This is a genomic window from Xanthomonas sp. CFBP 8443 (assembly GCF_025666195.1).
Classification (GTDB): domain Bacteria; phylum Pseudomonadota; class Gammaproteobacteria; order Xanthomonadales; family Xanthomonadaceae; genus Xanthomonas_A.
In genome coordinates this window covers 2245116-2262764 of record NZ_CP102592.1, presented here as the reverse complement: position 1 = coordinate 2262764, position 17649 = coordinate 2245116, and the positions used below count along the sequence as shown (strand labels likewise).

At 68.7% G+C, this 17649-nt stretch carries 15 protein-coding genes; 10 read left to right on the top strand and 5 right to left on the bottom strand.

Features of this window, described 5'->3' with window-relative positions:
* Window positions 1-77: 77 nt before the first annotated feature.
* From NUG20_RS09720 to NUG20_RS09710, 3 genes are all read right to left on the bottom strand, one after another.
* Entirely contained in the window at window positions 78-2810 is a 2733-nt protein-coding gene (locus tag NUG20_RS09720; RefSeq protein WP_263398119.1) for a TonB-dependent receptor, read from the bottom strand.
* 376 nt (window positions 2811-3186) lie between these two features.
* Window positions 3187-6039 (bottom strand): TonB-dependent receptor, encoded by a 2853-nt coding sequence (locus NUG20_RS09715; RefSeq protein ID WP_263398441.1) that lies wholly within the window; start codon window positions 6037-6039, stop codon window positions 3187-3189.
* Between the two features lie 479 nt (window positions 6040-6518).
* Window positions 6519-7478: a LysR substrate-binding domain-containing protein gene (locus tag NUG20_RS09710; RefSeq protein WP_263398118.1), complete on the bottom strand. Its 960-nt coding sequence runs from the start codon at window positions 7476-7478 to the stop codon at window positions 6519-6521.
* A 327-nt stretch (window positions 7479-7805) separates the two neighbouring features.
* Here NUG20_RS09710 and NUG20_RS09705 point away from each other — a divergent pair, with 327 nt between their 5' ends.
* The 5 genes from NUG20_RS09705 (at window position 7806) to fdxA (ending at window position 11857) form a co-directional block, all read left to right on the top strand.
* Window positions 7806-8426, top strand: coding sequence for a 2-dehydro-3-deoxy-6-phosphogalactonate aldolase (locus NUG20_RS09705; protein ID WP_263398117.1), 621 nt, complete (start codon window positions 7806-7808; stop codon window positions 8424-8426).
* Window positions 8423-9574 carry a galactonate dehydratase gene (gene dgoD, locus NUG20_RS09700; protein ID WP_263398116.1) on the top strand — a complete coding sequence of 384 codons (1152 nt, stop codon included), beginning with the start codon at window positions 8423-8425 and terminating at the stop codon, window positions 9572-9574. Before NUG20_RS09705 ends, dgoD begins: the two co-directional genes overlap by 4 nt.
* Window positions 9575-9578: 4 nt before the next feature.
* The gene (locus tag NUG20_RS09695; protein ID WP_263398115.1) at window positions 9579-10502 is read left to right on the top strand and encodes an SMP-30/gluconolactonase/LRE family protein; all 924 of its coding nucleotides are present in this window, start codon (window positions 9579-9581) and stop codon (window positions 10500-10502) included.
* The gene (locus NUG20_RS09690) at window positions 10499-11398 is read left to right on the top strand and encodes a 2-dehydro-3-deoxygalactonokinase (protein WP_263398114.1); all 900 of its coding nucleotides are present in this window, start codon (window positions 10499-10501) and stop codon (window positions 11396-11398) included. Before NUG20_RS09695 ends, NUG20_RS09690 begins: the two co-directional genes overlap by 4 nt.
* 135 nt (window positions 11399-11533) lie before the next feature.
* Entirely contained in the window at window positions 11534-11857 is a 324-nt protein-coding gene (fdxA, locus tag NUG20_RS09685; protein ID WP_046980845.1) for a ferredoxin FdxA, read from the top strand.
* 330 nt (window positions 11858-12187) lie between these two features.
* Here the strand turns inward: fdxA and NUG20_RS09680 are convergent, their stop codons facing one another.
* Together NUG20_RS09680 and dapA are read right to left on the bottom strand one after the other, a co-directional pair.
* On the bottom strand, window positions 12188-12721 hold the full coding sequence (locus NUG20_RS09680) for a hypothetical protein (RefSeq protein WP_263398113.1): 534 nt from the start codon (window positions 12719-12721) through the stop codon (window positions 12188-12190).
* 17 nt (window positions 12722-12738) lie between these two features.
* Window positions 12739-13647 (bottom strand): 4-hydroxy-tetrahydrodipicolinate synthase, encoded by a 909-nt coding sequence (dapA, locus tag NUG20_RS09675; protein ID WP_263398112.1) that lies wholly within the window; start codon window positions 13645-13647, stop codon window positions 12739-12741.
* Between the two features lie 156 nt (window positions 13648-13803).
* Between dapA and NUG20_RS09670 the strand changes: the two genes are divergently transcribed.
* From NUG20_RS09670 to NUG20_RS09650, 5 genes are all read left to right on the top strand, one after another.
* Window positions 13804-14379 carry a glycine cleavage system transcriptional repressor gene (locus NUG20_RS09670; RefSeq protein ID WP_003475101.1) on the top strand — a complete coding sequence of 192 codons (576 nt, stop codon included), beginning with the start codon at window positions 13804-13806 and terminating at the stop codon, window positions 14377-14379.
* A gap of 61 nt (window positions 14380-14440) precedes the next feature.
* Window positions 14441-14920, top strand: a complete 480-nt coding sequence (locus NUG20_RS09665; RefSeq protein ID WP_263398111.1) for a peroxiredoxin — start codon at window positions 14441-14443, stop codon at window positions 14918-14920.
* A gap of 84 nt (window positions 14921-15004) precedes the next feature.
* Window positions 15005-16405, top strand: coding sequence for a PhoH family protein (locus NUG20_RS09660; protein WP_179564215.1), 1401 nt, complete (start codon window positions 15005-15007; stop codon window positions 16403-16405).
* Window positions 16402-16893, top strand: coding sequence for a hypothetical protein (locus NUG20_RS09655; RefSeq protein ID WP_263398110.1), 492 nt, complete (start codon window positions 16402-16404; stop codon window positions 16891-16893). Before NUG20_RS09660 ends, NUG20_RS09655 begins: the two co-directional genes overlap by 4 nt.
* Before the next feature lie 69 nt (window positions 16894-16962).
* Window positions 16963-17631: a YoaK family protein gene (locus tag NUG20_RS09650; protein ID WP_263398109.1), complete on the top strand. Its 669-nt coding sequence runs from the start codon at window positions 16963-16965 to the stop codon at window positions 17629-17631.
* Window positions 17632-17649 lie beyond the last annotated feature (18 nt).

Genomic DNA, 17649 nt, shown 5'->3' with positions numbered 1-17649 from the left:
ACGGCCAGGCCATCGGCAGGAACTCCCCCGCCCCGGCGCGCGCGGCGCCGGAGCGGAGGACCGTGCCTGCGCCGTCCTCAGAAGCTGGCGCGCAGGGTCAGGCCGTAGCGACGGTCGTTGATGACGAAGTCGCGGTAGCGCGATTCCACGCCCAAGTAGCTCTCGTTGCGGGTATCGAGCAGGTTGACCCCGTCCACCGACACCGACCACACATCGTCGATGTTGTAGCGCACCGACGCGTCCAGCTGGCCGAAGCCCTTGTTGTAGACCGGCAGGTTGCCGGTGCCGTTGCCGGCCGTGGTCACCAGCCAGTCGCTGCGCCAGTTGTAGGCCACGCGCGCCTGGAAACGCGACAGCTCGTAGCTGAGGATCAGGTTGTAGCTGTTTTTGGACAGCCCCTGCAGCGGCACCGTCAGCGCCTGGCCGTTGGTGTCGGTGGCGGTCGGGCTCGGCGCCTCGCTGTCGACGTAGGTGTAGTTGGTCTGCAGGCCGAAGCCGCTCAGCCAGCCCGGCAGGAAGTCGAAGAACTGGGTGTAGCCCACTTCCACGCCCTTGATCCTGCCGTCCTTGCCGTTGACCGGACGGGTGATCTCCCAGGTGTCGCCGCCGTAGACCTCTTCGAACACCGCGTCGGCGATGAAGCCTTCGACCTTCTTGTAGAAGACCGTGCCGTACATCATCGAGCCCTTGCCGAAGTACCACTCCAGCGCGGTGTCGAACTGGTCGGCCTTCATCGGCGCCAGGTCCGGATTGCCGGCCGACCCGGTGCGCCGGGTCACGCCGTCGCCGCCGGTGGTGGTGCCCAGACTCAGGTTCGGGTTGAGCCGGTTGAGGTCCGGGCGCGAGATGCCGCGCGAGGCGGCGAAGCGCCACTGCAGGGTATCGGTGAGCATCCAACGCAGGTTCAGGCTCGGCAGCACGTCGGTGTAGGTCTGCTGCACGTCCACCGGCAGCAACCCGCCGCCCTCGGCGTCGGTGCCGGTGCGCACGCCCTGCGAATCGACCTTGGTGCGCACGATGCGGATGCCGATGTTGCCGTCGAACGGGATCGCGCCATCGTCCACGCCGAAGCGCAGCACGCCATAGGCGGCGTAGGTCTTCTCGCCCTGGCTGTTGATGTTGTTCGGCGCGAAGGTCAGCGGCGAGGCGCCGAACAGCGCCAGCGTCTGCTCGTAGTTGCCGACCAGCGCATCGGAGGCGGTCAGCGTCGGGCCGAACGCGCGCGAATCGCCGCGGAAGAAGTCGGTGATCGGGTTCTGCACCAGCTCCGCGTCCGGGTACTGCGAGAACGGCGCGCCCAGCCACATGTAGCGCCACACATTGCCTTTGTTCTCCGCATCGCGGTCGGTGTAGCGCACGCCGGCCTTGAAACTGCGCGCGAAGCTGTCGTCGAACGCCAGGTCCATGTCCGAGCGCCAGGCGAACTCGGTGCCCTTGTTGTCGTCCTGGTTGTCCAGGTGGAACTTCCAGCCGCTGTAGTTGGCCGCGTCGGTCAGGTAGCCCTGGTTGCCGCTGGCGTCGGTCACCGACAGCCGCGGCAGGTCGCCGCGGAAGTCGATGGTGTAGAACGGCACGCTGGTCATGCCGGTACCGACGATGTAGCGGGTGCCCTTGGTGGTGGCGTCGACGTACTGGAAGTCGGTGCTCAGGGTCAGGTTCGGGGTCACCGTCCACTTGGCGCCCAGCGAGTAGTCGGTGGTCACCGACTTGCGCCGGGTCAGGCTGGTGTTGGAATCGGCCGGGGTGTTCTGGAAGGTGCCGCTGACGAACTCGTTGCGGTCGTTGACCACGATGTCGTCGTAGCCCTGCATCGGGTCCTGGCCGCTGTAGGCGAAGAACGAATAGTCGTGCCAGCTGAAGTCGTAGTCCGAGCGCAGCACCTGCGCGGTGACCTCGACGTCGTCGTTCGGGCGCCACTGCAGCGCGAACGCGCCGGTCTTGCGCTTGCGCTCGCCGACCGTGGTGTTGATGCCGGCGCCGTGCGGCACCGAGATGCCCTGCCCTTCGTAGCCCGGCAGGTCGGTCTGCGTGTACCACGGCTCGACCGAGATGGTGTCCTGGCGGAACGGGCTGGTCTGCTGCGAATAGTTCACCAGCAGGCCGATCTCGCCGATGCCGGTCTGCCAGCGGTCGCTGTACATGCCCGAGAACGCCGGCTTGCTGTCGTCGGCCAGGTCGTAGTGGTTGTACTGCACGCTGCCGGCGATCTTGCGTGCGTCGTAGTCGAACGGCAGGCGCGTGCGCAGGTCGACGGTGCCGCCCAGGCCGCCTTCGATCATGTCGGCGGACGGGTTCTTGTAGACGTTGACGCCGGCCAGCAGTTCGGCCGAGACGTCCTCGAAGCTCAGCCCGCGGCCGTCGTTGGCGGTGAAGATGTCGCGGCCGTTGAGCTCGGTGCGGACCTGGGTCAGGCCGCGGATGGCGATGCTGCTGCCCTCGCCGTAGTTGCGCGCGATCTGCACGCCGGAGATGCGTTGCAGCGCCTCGGCGACGTTGTTGTCGGGCAGCTTGCCGATGTCCTCGGCCACGATCGAATCGACCAGTTGCTCGGAATTCTGCTTGACCAGCTGCGCCTTGGTCACGCTGCTGCGGGTACCGCTGACCTGCACGGTGTCCAGCTGCGTGGTGGCGTCGTCGGCCTGCGCAGGCGGGGCCTGCTCGGCTTGCTGGGCCTGCGCGGCGGATGCGGCGACCAGCGCGGCGACGGCCAGGGCGATCGCGGAACGGCGCACGCCGCGGTCGGAAACAACACGGGTAGAACGGAGCGCCACGGTCCGCGCAAGCGGACAATGGCTATGAGACGCTGACATGGTGCTTCCCTCCCAGGACACATGTGCAAACGGGTTCGGCGATCGCGCCAAGGGCGACGTCGCCGTGTCTGATTGTGCGGACGCACCTGCTTGATGGGTGCTGGCCGCAAGTCCGGCGCGGCGGGGTGCCGCAGCGCGCATGCGATCCAAGAAGATCACGACTCGGTCACGAGAATAGGGGCCCGTAGACATGCCATCCAATGAAATATTCACAGTTAGCTATACGTTTTCCACATACGAAACGCCGGTGCGTCTGTGAATCGCGGCATCCGCCGCTGCGCCGGCGTCTCCCGCCGGCTGCGACGCCGGCGGCGCCACAAAAAAGCCCGCATGCTCAGCGCATGCGGGCCTAGGGAAACGCCTTGGGCGGCGCCGCTTACCAGTTGGCGCGCAGCACCAGCGAATAGCGGCGGTCGTTGACGAACCAGCTGCGCGTGTACAGGTGGTTGTCGACTTCGCCGTCGGCATAGGAAGTCGGCCCCATCAACACCTTGGTCACCGTATTGGTCAGGTTGTTGGCCTGGATACCGAGCTGCAGATGCGGGGTGAAACGATAGAACGCCGAGGCGTCGAGTTGGCCGTAGTCGTCCGACCAGGTCGGCAGCTTGGTCGCCACGTCGCTGGCGGTCAGCAGGTAGCGCGAACGCCAGTTGTAGGCCAGGCGCATCGACAGCGGTCCCTTCTCGTAGATGCCGGCGAAGTTGTAGCTGCGCCGCGACAGCCCCTCCAGCGGCAGGCTCACGCCGGTGACCGTGGTCTGGGTGTAGGGATCGGTCGCCGAATTCACGCCACCGCTACTGTCCACGAAGGTGAAGTTGGCATTGACGCCGAAGCCACTCAGCCAGCCCGGCCACGAGTCGAAGAACTGCGTGTAGCCGTATTCGAAACCGCGGATGCGGCCCTTGGCCATGTTGTACGGCCGCGTCACCAGCCAGTCCTGGCCACCGTAGCTCTCGGTGGTGGTCTGGGTGGAGAAGTAGTCCTTGACGCTCTTGTAGAACAAGGTCAGGTACATCATGTCGCTGGTGTCGAAATACCATTCCAGCGCGGTGTCGTACTGGTTGGCCTTCATCGGCTTGAGGTTCGGATTGCCCGCGGTGCCCGTCCATTTGGACACCGTGCCGTCGTCCTCGGTGGTCGCTTCCAGCAGCAGATACGGCTGCAGTTGGGTGTAGTCCGGACGCGCCATCGCCTTGGACGCGGCGATGCGCCACTGCAGCGCATCGGAGAACTTGAAGCGCATGTTGAAGCTCGGCAACACGTTGGTGTAGCTGCCCTGTGCGTTGTTGGGGAAGAACTGGCCGGTGTACTGCGCCTTGAGCGCGTCCGACGCTGCGGTGGCCGACAGGTCGGGGAACTGGCCGTAGCCGGTGGCCTCGGTCTTGGTCTGCACGATGCGTACGCCGACGTTGCCGTCCACCGGCACGCCCAGTGCCTCGTCGTTGCCGAAGTACAGCACCGCGTAGGCGGCCTGGGTACGCTCGAACTGGCGGTTGGTGTCCTGCAACTGGTACTGGTCCGGCGCCCAGCCCCAGCCGCGCAGCGCCACCAGCTGCTCGATCAGCTTGGAGGTGCCGGCATAGTCCTTGACCGCGGCATTGGTGGGGAAGTACAGGCTGTTGGGCACGCTGATCTTGCCGCGGAACAGGTTCGAGTACGAATACAGCTGCGAGGACGCGGGCGAGTAGTTGGCCAGGTCGGCCAGGCCGGTCCCGTTCGCGGTACCGGGAATCATCGCCCAGTTGTCGCTGATCACGCCCCAGTTGTAGCCGGAATTCTTGTTGGTCTGGGTACGGTCGGTGGCGCGGATGCCGGCGCGGAAGCTGCGCAGCCACGGATTGTCGTCGTAGGTGTATTCCAGGTCGAAGCGCGTGGCCAGTTCGCGGCCGCGGTTCTTCGCCAGGTGGTCCATCGCCGCGCTCCAGAAATAGTTGGAGGGGTCGGAGGTATAGCCGGTGTCGGCGATCGATACCGCCGGGTACTTGCCGCTCAGGTCGAAGTTCAGGCCCGGCAGGTAGATCGAGCTGAACAGGGTGAAATCCAGCGCATCGCTTTCCGACCGCACCAGCTGCATGTCGCCGCGCACGGTGAGGTTGCTGGTGAGCTTGTGGCTGAAGCCGCCGGACAGGTCGGAGGTGGTGGTGGTCTGCTGCGCGTAGCGGTTGTCGGTGTAGAAGCGCACGCCATCATTGCCGGTGATGTTGCCGCGCCAGGAACTGGACACCGGCGAGCCGCTGACGAAACGGCCATCGGCGTCGTAGGTGAAGGTGCTGCCGGGGGCGGGACTGACCGCGTTGGTGTCGTCGTTGAAGAACGCCGCGCGCTCCTGCCAGTTCATGTCGTAGGTGGAGCGCATGTACTGCACGTAGATCTCGCTGTCGTCGCTGGGCCGCCACTGGAACGCTCCGGCCACGCCCTTGCGCTTGCGTTCGAAATCCAGCTGCCGCCAGTTGACGCCGCCGGGCACGTAGACCTTGTCGAAATCGGTGCCGGCCAGCAGCGCCGGATCGGTACGGCGCACGAACGGCTCCACCTGGATGCCGTCGCTGCGGGTGGCCAGTTCCGAATAGGCCAGGTCCAGCATCAGCCCCATCTCACCGACGCCGGTGTTCCAGCGATCGCTGATCAGGAACGAACCGGACGGCTTGTAGGTCTTGCTGAAGTCGCCGTAGTTCTCGTCGGCGGTGAAGCCGATCACCCGGCCCGGCTGGTCGAACGGCATGCGCGTGCGCAGGTTGACCGTGCCGCCGAGGCCGCCTTCGATGATCTCGGCCGAGGGGTTCTTGTACACGTCCACGCCGGCCATCAGTTCGGCCGGCACGTCCTCGAAGCTGAGTCCGCGGCCGCTGGCGGCGCTGAAGCTGTCGCGGCCGTTGAGTTCGCCGCGCACCTGGGTCATGCCGCGGATCATCACGCCGCTGCCTTCGGCGGAGAAGTGGTCCGGGTCGTTGCGCGCCATGAAGTGGTCGATGGTCACGCCGCTGACCCGCTGCAGGGTCTCGGTGACGCTGCGGTCGGGCAGCGCGCCGATGTCCTCGGCGCTGACCGAGTCGACGATCTGCTCGGCATCGTGCTTGATCGTCTGCGACTTGATCAGGCTGGCGCGCACGCCCTTGACCTCGACCGCGTCGAGCTGGGTCACCGGATCGGCGCCCTGCTTCCTGGTGGCATTGTCGGCGTCCTGCGCCAGCGCTTGCGCGCTCAGCAGCACGCAGATGCTCAGCGCCATGGCCGAGCGACGCAACACGCGGGTACTGCGAACCGCTGCGGTCGGCGAGGCCGGACCACGGTAATGACGCGATGACATGACGCTTCCCTCCCAGGAGACATGCATACACGGATGACGGCCGCGCAAGTGCGGCGTCCTTCAGGTTGTGACGGCGTCGCACCGTGGCCCGCTGCCGTATCGCTCGCGCCGGTGCGCCCCCCGGTGGATTGGGTGGCGCGACCCGATCTGGTCACGATCGGCCGAGCCTAGGAGTGGCCTCCACGTCAAACAAATGAAATATTTACACCAAGCTATGCGTTTTTCGACTAGCTGAGCGCATGAAATTTGATAGCGCAGCGCCAGTCACATACGCAGCGGCTGCTGTGTCCTATCCCTGGCCGCCGGCCATCGCGCCTTCCGATGGACAGCGTTCCGGGCAGCAAGCGGTCCAACGGTCGCTGCCTTCGGCCGCGGCGGACGACCCCATCGCGCAACCTCGCTCAGCCCGGCGCGCGCTCCGGATACAGCCGCTTGGCCGCATTGCGCAGCGCCAGCAGGATGCGTTCGGCGCCCGGCGGCAGCATGTAGTCGCGGCGGCGGATGATGCCGAACGACTCCATCCGCACCCCCAGCGCGATCGGCAGCACGGTCAGCAGCTTGGCCTGCACGTACGGCGCCACCGCGTCGGCCGGCAGCGCCGCCAGCAGGTCGCTGCCGCGCAGCAGGCTGGTCATCACCGGCAGCGACGAGGTCTCGATGACGTTCTGCGGCGTGGGCACGCCGTGCTCCAGGAACATCGCGTCCAGCCGCGCGCGCAGCACGCTGTCCACCGGCGGCAGCACCCAGCCGTAGCGCGCCAGGTCGGCATGGCGCAGGTCGGTGCGCGCCGACAGCGGATGCCCGGCGCGCGCCACCGCCGAATGCGGCTCGTCGGCCAGCGGCTCGAATTCCAGTTCGTCGCCGCCATATGGGCCGAGGATGCGCCCGATCACGATGTCGAGCTGGCCGTCCAGCAGCTTGGCCACCAGCGGCCGGCTGTAGTCCATCTCCACCCGCACCAGGATGCCGGGGAACTCGCGCTTGACCTCGGCGATCGCCTGCGGCACCAGGTTGGTGCCGGGATTGACCACGGTGCCGATCGAGACCTGGCCCATGCGCCCCTCGCGCAGCGCGGCGATCTCCTCCTGCGCGCGGCCGATCTCCGACATCGCCGAACGCGCGCGGCGGATCAGCACCTGTCCGTACCAGGTCGGCTCCACCCCGCGCGCATGCCGCTCGAACAGCTTGACCCCGAGCAGATCCTCCATTTCCGCCAGCAGTTTGGAGGCCGCCGGCTGGGTCATGCTCGCCGCCTCGGCCGCGCGCAGCACCGAGCGGTGCTCGTGCAGCTGCAACAGCAGCAACAGGTGCCGGGTCTTCAGGCGTGCGGCGTTGAACCAGGGATTGGCGGAAGCGGTCATAGCGGAGCGAGATCCTGGGGAAGATGCGTATTCACCAACGGAATAGCATATGTCTAAAATTTCATTTGCCGAGCATATCTCACACGCGCAGGCTATCGAACAGTCGCAGCTCCGGCCGCGATCCGTCCCACCGCCACACCCGCCTCGTGAAGGCGCCGGCGCGCCGCGCCAGCGTAGATGAGCAGGACGATCGGCCAGCGCAACGGCCGATGGCGCCCGCCAGTTCGTCGCCAACGGGACGGCCGCTCGACTGCGCGCCGCTGCGGCCGTGCGACGACGGCGTCGCGGTGGACGCCCTCCGCTCCACGCCCGTTGCCAGGTAAGCCGATGTCCGCCGTCTCCCCGTTCCACTTCCCCCTGATCGCGATCCTGCGCGGCATCGCCCCCGACGCCGCGCTGGAGCATGTCGGCGCGCTGGCCGACGCCGGCTACGACGCGATCGAGATCCCGCTCAATTCGCCGCGCTGGGAAACCAGCATCGGCGCAGCCGCGCAGGCGTTCGGCCAGCGCTGCTGGATCGGCGGCGGCACGGTGTTGAAGATCGCCGACGTCGACACCCTCGCCGACCTCGGCGCACGCTTCATCGTCACCCCGAACACGCGTCCGCCGGTGATCCGCCACGCGGTCGCGCGCGGCCTGCAGGTGGTGGCCGGCTTCGCCACCGCCACCGAGGCGTTCGACGCGCTCGATGCCGGCGCGCAGATGCTCAAGCTGTTCCCCGCCGCCACCTACGGTCCCGGCCACCTGCGCGCGCTGCGCGCGGTGCTGCCGGCGACGGTGCCGCTGTTCGTGGTCGGCGGGGTCAGCATCGACACCCTCGGCGATTACCTGGCCGCCGGCGCGATCGGCGCCGGCATCGGCGGCGAACTGTACCGGCCCGGCCAGGCGCTCGCGCAGACCCAGGCGCAGGCCGCCGCCTTCCGCCAAGCCTACTTGGACCACGCATGAAGATCGTTCGCCTCACCACCTATCACGCCGCGCCGCGCTGGCTGTTTCTGAAGATCGAGACCGACGAGGGCATCACCGGCTGGGGCGAGCCGGTCATCGAAGGCCGCGCGCGCAGCGTCGACGCCGCGGTGCACGAGCTGGGCGGCTACCTGATCGGCAAGGATCCGTCGCGGATCAACGACATCTGGCAACTGCTGTACCGCAGCGGCTTCTACCGCGGCGGGCCGATCCTGATGAGCGCCATCGCCGGCATCGACCAGGCGCTGTGGGACATCAAGGGCAAGGCGCTGGGCGTGCCGGTGTACGAACTGCTCGGCGGGCTGGTGCGCGACCGCATGAAGACCTACCGCTGGGTCGGCGGCGACCGCCCGTCGGCGATCATCGCCCAGATCCAGGGCTACCGCGAGCTGGGCTTCGACACCTTCAAGTTCAACGGCACCGAGGAGATGAAGCTGATCGACGGGCCGCGCGCGGTGGACGCGGCGGTGGCCAAGGTCGCGCAGATCCGCGAGGCGTTCGGCAACAGCATCGACTTCGGCATCGACTTCCACGGCCGCGTCTCCGCGCCGATGGCGCGCGTGCTGCTGCGCGAACTGGAGCCGTTCAAGCCGCTGTTCGTCGAGGAGCCGGTGCTGCCGGAACTGGCCGAATACTATCCGCGCCTGGCCGCCGCCACGCCGATCCCGCTGGCCGCCGGCGAACGCATGTTCTCGCGCTTCGACTTCAAGCCGGTGCTGCAGGCCGGCGGCCTGTCGCTGCTGCAGCCGGACCTGTCGCATGCCGGTGGCATCACCGAATGCCTGAAAATCGCCAGCATGGCCGACGCCTACGACGTCGGCCTGGCCCCGCACTGCCCGCTCGGCCCGGTCGCGCTGGCCGCCTGCCTGCAGGTGGATTTCGTCTCGCACAACGCGGTGCTGCAGGAACAGAGCATCGGCATCCACTACAACGAAGGCGCCGACCTGCTCGACTACGTGATCAACAAGGACGACTTCGCCTGCGACAATAGCGGCAGTATCGCCGCGTTGCCCAAGCCCGGCCTCGGCGTGGAAATCGACGAGGAGCGCCTGCGCCATGCCAACCAGAACCCGCCCGACTGGCACAACCCCGTCTGGCGCCATGCCGACGGCAGCATCGCCGAATGGTGACCCCATGAGCGCAACCCGATCGCCCGCGCACACCGCCACGCTGGCGGTGGACAGCCGCTGCATCCACGGCGAAGGCGTGGTCTGGTGCGAGCGCCGGCAGGTGCTGTTCTGGGTCGACATCAGTGCGCGCCAGCTGTGGCGGCACGATCCGGCCAGCGGCGCCACCCGCCACTGGAACCTGCCCGACCGTCCCGGCTGCCTGGGCCTGTACGACGACGGGCGCCTGCTGCTGGCGCTGGCCAAGGGCGTGTATGCGGCCGATCCCGATGCCAGCCCCGCCGACGCCACCGAACTGCCGCTGCACAAGCTCGCCGAGCTGGAGCCGGAGCGCGACGACACCCGCAGCAACGACGGCCGCGCCGACCGCCACGGCAACTTCGTGTTCGGCACCATGAGCGAACGCGCCGACCAGGCACCGGTCGGCAGTTTCTACCAGTGGTCCACGCGCCACGGCCTGCGCCGCCTGCCATTGCCCGGCGTGGCCATCCCCAACGCGATCTGCTTCAGCGCCGACGGCCGCACCATGTACTACTGCGACTCGGTACGCCCGCAGATCCTGTGCTGCGACTACGACGCCGCCAACGCGCAGACCAGCAACAGCCGCGTCTTCGCCGAACTCGAACATCCCGACGCCGAACCCGACGGCGCCATCATCGATGCCGACGGCCACCTGTGGAACGCGCAATGGCGCGCCTGGCGCGTGGTCCGCTACCGGCCCGACGGCAGCGTCGAGCGCAGCGTCGCGCTGCCGGTCAAGCACCCCACCTGCCCCGCGCTGGGCGGCGCCGACGGCAGCACGCTGTACCTGAGCACCTCGCGGATGGACCACAGCGACGAGGAACTGGCGCGTACCCCGCAGGCCGGCGGCCTATACTTGGCCGCGGCCGGCGTCGCCGGGCTGCCCGAAGGACGCGTCGCCAGCGCATGATCGCCATCGATTGGGGCACCAGCAGCCTGCGCGGCTACCGGCTCGCGGCCGATGGCCGAGTACTCGAGCAACGCCGCAGCGACCAGGGCATCGGCGCCTGCCAGGGCCGCTACGCCGCAACCCTGGCGGCGCTGGTCGAGGGCTGGCCCGGCGACGTGGTGCTGTGCGGCATGATCGGCAGCCGCAACGGCTGGATCGAACTGCCGTACGCGCCCTGCCCGGCCGACGCCGACGCGCTCGCCGCGGCGATGCAGCCGCTGCAGGATCCGGCGCTGCCGGGGCGCACGCTGTGGTTCGTGCCCGGCGTGGCCAGCAGCGCCGAGGCGGTGCCGGACGTGATGCGCGGCGAGGAGACCCAGTTGATCGGCCTGCTCGACACGCTGGCGCAACAGGCGCAAGACGCAAATCGGCACAGCGTGTGCCTGCCCGGCACCCACAGCAAATGGGTCGAGCTGGAACACGGCCGCATCGCCGCCCTGGCCACGATGATGACCGGCGAGTTGTACGCGCTGCTGCGCCAGCACAGCCTGCTGGCCCGCCTGATGGACGCCGACGACGCGCATTTCGACGCGGCCGGCTTCGAGGCCGGCCTGCAGCGCAGCGGCGAGCCCGGCGGCCTGCTGCACCATCTGTTCGGCGTGCGCAGCCTGGGCCTGTTCGAGCGGCTGAGCGCGGCCGCCGCGCCTTCCTACCTGTCCGGCCTGCTGATCGGCCACGAACTGCGCGCGCGCCTGCCGCTGGCGCCGCAGGTGCACCTGATCGGCGGCAGCGGCCTGCTGGACCGCTACGCGCATGCGCTGCGCGCGCTGGGCAGCCAGGTCCACACCCACTCCGAAGACCTGGCCGCGCGCGGTTTGTACCGCCTGGCGCAACGCCGCGGCGGCATCGGCGATTGATCCGCCGCGGCCTGCGCCGCGTGCCGGGCCTGGCGCCGAGGCCCTGACAGGCCGCTCCGACGCCGGTCAACGCGCATTCTCCACGCACCGACGCCGACTGCTTTAGAATTGCGCGGTTAATCGCCGGATCGAACCATGCCTTTTGTCGTCACCGAAAACTGCATCAAGTGCAAATACACCGACTGCGTGGAAGTGTGCCCCGTGGATTGTTTCCACGCCGGCCCCAACTTCCTGGTGATCGATCCGGACGAGTGCATCGACTGCACCCTGTGCGAGCCGGAGTGCCCGGCCAACGCGATCTACCCCGAGGACGACGTGCCGGCCGGCCAGGAAGGCTTCGTCGCGCTCAACGCGGAACTGGCCAAGGCCTGGCCGGTGCTGACCACGCGCCAGGAACCGCTGCCCGACGCCGCCGACTGGGACGGCAAGCCGAACAAGCTGCCGCTGCTGCTGAAGTAACGTTCCACATCCCGCCCCGCGTCGGCCGCGCACAGCGCGCTGCCCTGCCCCGCGCACACGCTGCCGGGCCGCTCCGGCCATTACCGCGGGACGTGCGTTACCCGCACCGCCATCGACGCCACTAGCGCTTGTTGTGGGAGCGACTTCAGTCGCGACGGGCCTTCTCGGTAAAGCCGGTCGCGACTGAAGTCGCTCCCACAGTCGCGCAGTCAAGCGCCAGCGCCGTCTGCGCAACGCTTTTACCTGTCCCCAAAACGAAAACGGGCGCCCTGCGGCGCCCGTTTCTGTTCATCGCAACGGCCGGCGCGAACGCCAGCCGGCGACGTCGGCTCAATGGCCGAGCTTGGCCTTCAGCGCCGCGATCAGCTTGACCGGCGCTTCGCCGCTGGCCGGCATGCCGCGCGGATCGACCGCCGACACGTAGACGCCGGATTCGACCGCGACCACGCGGACCAGGAAATTGCTGCCTTCGTAGGCCACGTCGTAGGAGCCCAGCACCTGCGCGCGGCTGGCGATGGTGACGCCTTCGATGCCGCCCAGCGCGTCGCCGACCTGGCCGAACACCTGGTCGCGCGCGCCCGGCACCACGAAGCCGCTATTCGACGCCGCCGGCGCCTGGCCCGGCGCGCTGCTGGCGCCGGGGCGCGGCGCGGCAGACGCCAGCGCCGGCACCTTCATCGCCGCCGAGGTATCCGGCGTGGTCAGGTCCGGCGGCACTTCCAGCGGACGCATCTCGGGGGCCAAGGCATAGTCGCCGCGCGGCTTGCCCTTGTGGAACCAGCTGCAACCGCTGGTGGCCGCGACCATGGTGGTCGCCAGCACGGCGGCCGACAACACGCGGACGTAGGGAACGGAAGCACGCATCGATAAATCTCCTGAGGTCAGGCCGCGAGCGTTTCGCGGCTGGATAGTTCTTCCAACGCGGCTGCGTCGGTGGCGAGACGGTCGGCCGTGGCCTGGTGCGCCGCGGACAGCGGCAGCAGCGGCAGCCGCAGTCCGTGGCCGATGCCGGCGCGCTGCAGCAGCGCCTTGACCGGGATCGGGTTGGATTCGATGCCGCAGAACGCGTGGAACGGCTGCAGCCGCGCGTCCCAGGCCTGCGCCGGCTCGGTCTGGCGCGCACGCGCCAGGTCGCACAGGCGCCGGTAGGCGGCCGGCAAGGCGTTGGAGGCGACCGAGATCAGCCCGTCGTAGCCGCCGAGCATGGCCTGCGCGGCGCTGCCGTCGTCGCCGCTGAGCACGGCGAAACGGTCGCTGCGCAGGGCCAGCAGCGCAGCGATGCGCTGCGGGTCGCTGCTGGCTTCCTTGATGCCGACGATGTTCGGATGCTGCGCCAGTTGCGCCACCGTCTCCGGCAGCAGATCGCAGCCGGTGCGTCCGGGCACGTTGTACAGCACCACCGGCAGGCCGCCGTGCTCGGCCACCTGCAGGTAGTGCGCGAGCAGGCCGGCCTGGGTCGGGCGCACGTACGGCGGCGTCACCACCAGCGCGTACTGCGCGCCGTTGGCCGCGGCGCGGCGGGTCAGCGCGACCGTCTTGGCGGTGCCGGACAGGCCGGTGCCGGCCAGCAGCGGCACGCGCCCGCCCAGCGCCTGCGCCGCTTCGCGCAGGATCAGGTCGTACTCTTCGTCCAGCAGCGTGGCCGCCTCGCCGGTCGATCCCGCCACCACCACGCCCTGCACGCCGCCGTCCAGCTGCCGTTTGAGCAGCCGCTGCCAGGCGTCGAGGTCGAGGTCGCCATTGCCCTGGAAGGGCGTGGCCAGGGCGGTGATGATGCCGGAGAGGGACAAGATGCCTGATGCTCGCTGTGAGAGAGGGCCGCGTGCGGCCTGCACGGACGGGATTCGTCCCGCATGTTACTTGCGGCCCGAAAGCGCGGGCAAGTATGCTGCATACTGCGCCGAGCGACCGCCCGGACGCCGTTCAGCCTTACGCAATCCTACGCAATGCCGGAAGCCCCTTTGACCGACACCACGCCCCGGCCCGCGCCGACCGAAAACCACCTCCTGATCAACGCCTATACGACGCATCCGGAGTCGCCGCTGTTGCCGGTGACGCGCCGTATCGCCGACAGCGGCTGCAATCTCGTCGATGCGCGCCTGGCCACGGTCGGCCGCGACGTGTCGGTGACCGCGCTGGCGACCGGCTCCTGGGACGCGGTGGCAAAGCTGGAAGCCATGCTGACCCGGCTCGACCGCGAGGAAGGCATGAAGCTGGTGTGGTACCGCACTGGCGCCAAGCAGGCGCAATCCAACCTGCTGCCCTACATCGTCGAGGTCATCGCCGCCGACAAGCCGGGCATCCTGTTCCAGCTGGCGGACTTCTTCGACCGCCAGGGCATCACCATCGAGAACCTGCAGAGCACCCGCTACCGCGCGATGCAGACCGGCGCGGAGATGTTCTCGGCGCAGGTGACGATCGGGGTGCCGGCGAACATGCACATCGCCGCGCTGCGCGACGATTTCCTCGAGTTCTGCGACCACCTGAACCTGGACGCGATCATGGACCCGATGAAGTTCTGAGCCGCGCTGGACATCGACGCAGGCGAACGCAGATGATGGCGATGCACGCGGAGGACACCCGATGAAGGACGGCGACACCCTGGACCGCACCACGCTGGCGTTGCCGCTGGCGTTGTCCGGCGGCGCCAGCGCCACGCTCGGCGACTACGCCGGCCGCTGGCTGGTGCTGTATTTCTATCCGAAGGACAGCACCCCCGGCTGCACCACCGAGGGCATCGACTTCAACGCGCTGCTGCCGCAGTTCGAGCAGGCCAACGCCGCCGTGCTCGGCGTCTCGCGCGATTCGCTCAAGTCGCACGACAACTTCTGCGCCAAACAGGGTTTCCGCTTCCCGCTGGTCAGCGACGCCGACGAGGCCCTGTGCCGCGCCTTCGACGTGATCAAGCAAAAGAACATGTACGGCCGCCAGGTGCTCGGCATCGAGCGCAGCACCTTCCTGATCTCGCCCTCAGGCCGGCTGCTGCGCAGCTGGCGCAAGGTCAAGGTTCCCGGCCACGCCCAGGCCGTGTACGACGCACTGCAGGCCGCCGCCCAGCAGTGATCATTCGCGCTTCCCGCACGCCGCATCCCCCTGCCCCGCGCAGGCGGTGATGGTCTGTCCCTGTCCCCTTCCCAGGAATCCACGATGACCCGAGGCAAGCGCATCTACGTGCTGGATACCAACGTGCTGATGCACGATCCGACCGCGCTGTTCAAGTTCGAGGAACACGACGTGTTCCTGCCGATGCAGGTGATCGAGGAGCTGGACAACGCCAAGAAGGGCATGTCCGAGGTCAGCCGCAACGCGCGCCAGGTCAGCCGTTTCCTCAACGAGCTGATCGAAGGCGCCGGCGCCGAGCAGATCGAGTCGGGCATCCCGCTCAGCCATCCGCAGGGCATCCAGCTCAAGAGCAGCGGCAGCATCGGCCGGCTGTACTTCCAGACCCGCCCGGTCGAGCCCGGGCGCAGCTTCGGCACCGTGGCGCCGGACAACAAAATCCTGGCCGCGGTGCTGGCGCTGCGCGAGGACGGCCCGGAAACGCCGGTGATCCTGGTGTCCAAGGACATCAACCTGCGGATCAAGGCGGCGATCAGCGGCCTGATCGCCGAGGACTACGAGAACGACCGCGCGCTGGACGATTTCAGCCTGCTGTACACCGGCGCGATCGAACTGCCGGAGGACTTCTGGCAGAAGCACAACCAGGACCTGCGCAGCTGGAGCGACAAGGGCCGCACCTGCTACGAGATCGCGCTGGCCGACGACGAGGACTGGTATCCGAACCAGTACCTGTACCTGCCCGGCGACGACGAGGTCGAGCTGCGCGTGGTCAAGGTCAGCGGCGAGCGCAAGGCGACGCTGGCGCTGGTCGACGATTTCCGCAGCGGCCAGCACGCGGTGTGGGGCATCGCCGCGCGCAACCGCGAACAGAACTTCGCGCTCAACGCGCTGATGGACCCGGAGATCGACTTCGTCACCCTGCTCGGCACCGCCGGCACCGGCAAGACCCTGCTGGCGCTGGCCGCCGGCCTGGCGCAGACCATGGACCAGCAGCGCTACCGCGAGATCATCATGACCCGCGCCACGGTCAGCGTCGGCGAGGACATCGGCTTCCTGCCCGGCACCGAGGAAGAGAAGATGACGCCGTGGATGGGCGCGCTGACCGACAACCTGGAAGTGCTGACCCACAACCAGGAAGGCGGCGCCTGGGGCCGCGCGGCGACCAACGACCTGCTCGCCAGCCGGATCAAGATCCGCTCGATGAACTTCATGCGCGGGCGCACCTTCCTGTCGCGCTACCTGATCCTGGACGAAGCGCAGAACCTGACCCCGAAGCAGATGAAGACGCTGATCACCCGTGCCGGCCCCGGCACCAAGATCGTGTGCCTGGGCAACGTCGAGCAGATCGACACCCCGTACCTGACCGAGACCACCTCGGGCCTGACCTACGCGGTGGACCGCTTCAAGGCCTGGCCGCACAGCGCGCACGTGACCCTGCGCCGCGGCGAGCGCTCGCGCCTGGCCGACTACGCCTCGGAGGTGCTGTGAGCGCCGCCGGCGCGCGCCTGGGCGGCGCGGCGCTGGCGCTGGCCCTGCTCGGCGCGTGCACCACCACGCGCGGACCGGCCAGCGTGCCGACCGCGATCAAGGCCGGGCAGTCGTGGGTCGTCACCCGCAACAGCACCGCCGCGCAGGTGCTCGACACCTGTTCGCGCGACAGTCCGGCGCGTCACGACGGCGCGGTGAGCGGTTACTGGGCGCCGAGCCTGGAGCAGATCGCGCAGCTGGAAACGCGGCTGGCACAACTGCAGCCGAGCATCGCCGAGCCGGCCAGCTACGACCGCCAGTACGTGGGCATTCTCTACCGCGGCAAGCAGGCGATCTACGTCAACGCGTTCAAGCCGAACGACGACAGCGACCTCGACCCCAGCGTCGATGCGGTGCGCGTATGTGGCGGCGGCAGCGGCTTCTGGGGCGCGGTGTTCGACCCCGCCAGCGGCAGCTTCTCCGAGATCGCCGTCAACGGCGCGAAGTAGGCCACAGCGCATGCGCCGGCCGCCTCCGTCCAGCCCGTCGCACGCGGCGCGCCGGCGCGGCGCCGGCGCATGAACTTCGAGCTGCCGCGCTGGGCCTGGGCGTTCGCCGGCGCGCTGGCCTGCGTGGCCGGCATGGTCAACGTGGTCGGCTATCTGGGCTTCGAACACCAGGCGGTGACCCACCTGACCGGCACCACCACCCTGCTCGGCGCGGCGCTGGCCGACGGCGACATGCGGGTGATCGGCAACCTGCTCGGCGTGGTGCTGGCCTTCCTCGGCGGCGCGGTGCTCAGCGGCATCGTGGTGCAGGACAGCCGACTGCGGCTGGGCCGCCGCTACGGCGTGGCGCTGGCGCTGGAAGCGCTGCTGCTGTTGGCGGCGATGCAGGCGTTCAAGCAACAACAACTGGTCGGCGCGCTGCTCGCCGCCGCGGCCTGCGGCCTGCAGAACGCGATGACCACCACCTACAGCGGCGCGGTGGTGCGCACCACCCACCTGACCGGCATGTTCACCGACCTGGGCATCGGCCTGGGCCAGGCGCTGCGCGGCCTGCCGCTGCCGCGCCGGCGCATCCGCCTGAGCCTGCTGATCATCGGCGGCTTCCTGCTCGGCGGCGTGCTCGGCGCCTGGGCCTATCGCCGCGTCGGCTTCGATGCGCTGCTGGCGCCGGCGCTGCTGACCGGGCTGGTCGGCACCACCTATGCGCTGCAGGCCCATTACCGGCGCCAGCAGCGCTGAACGCGCGGTCGCCAAGCA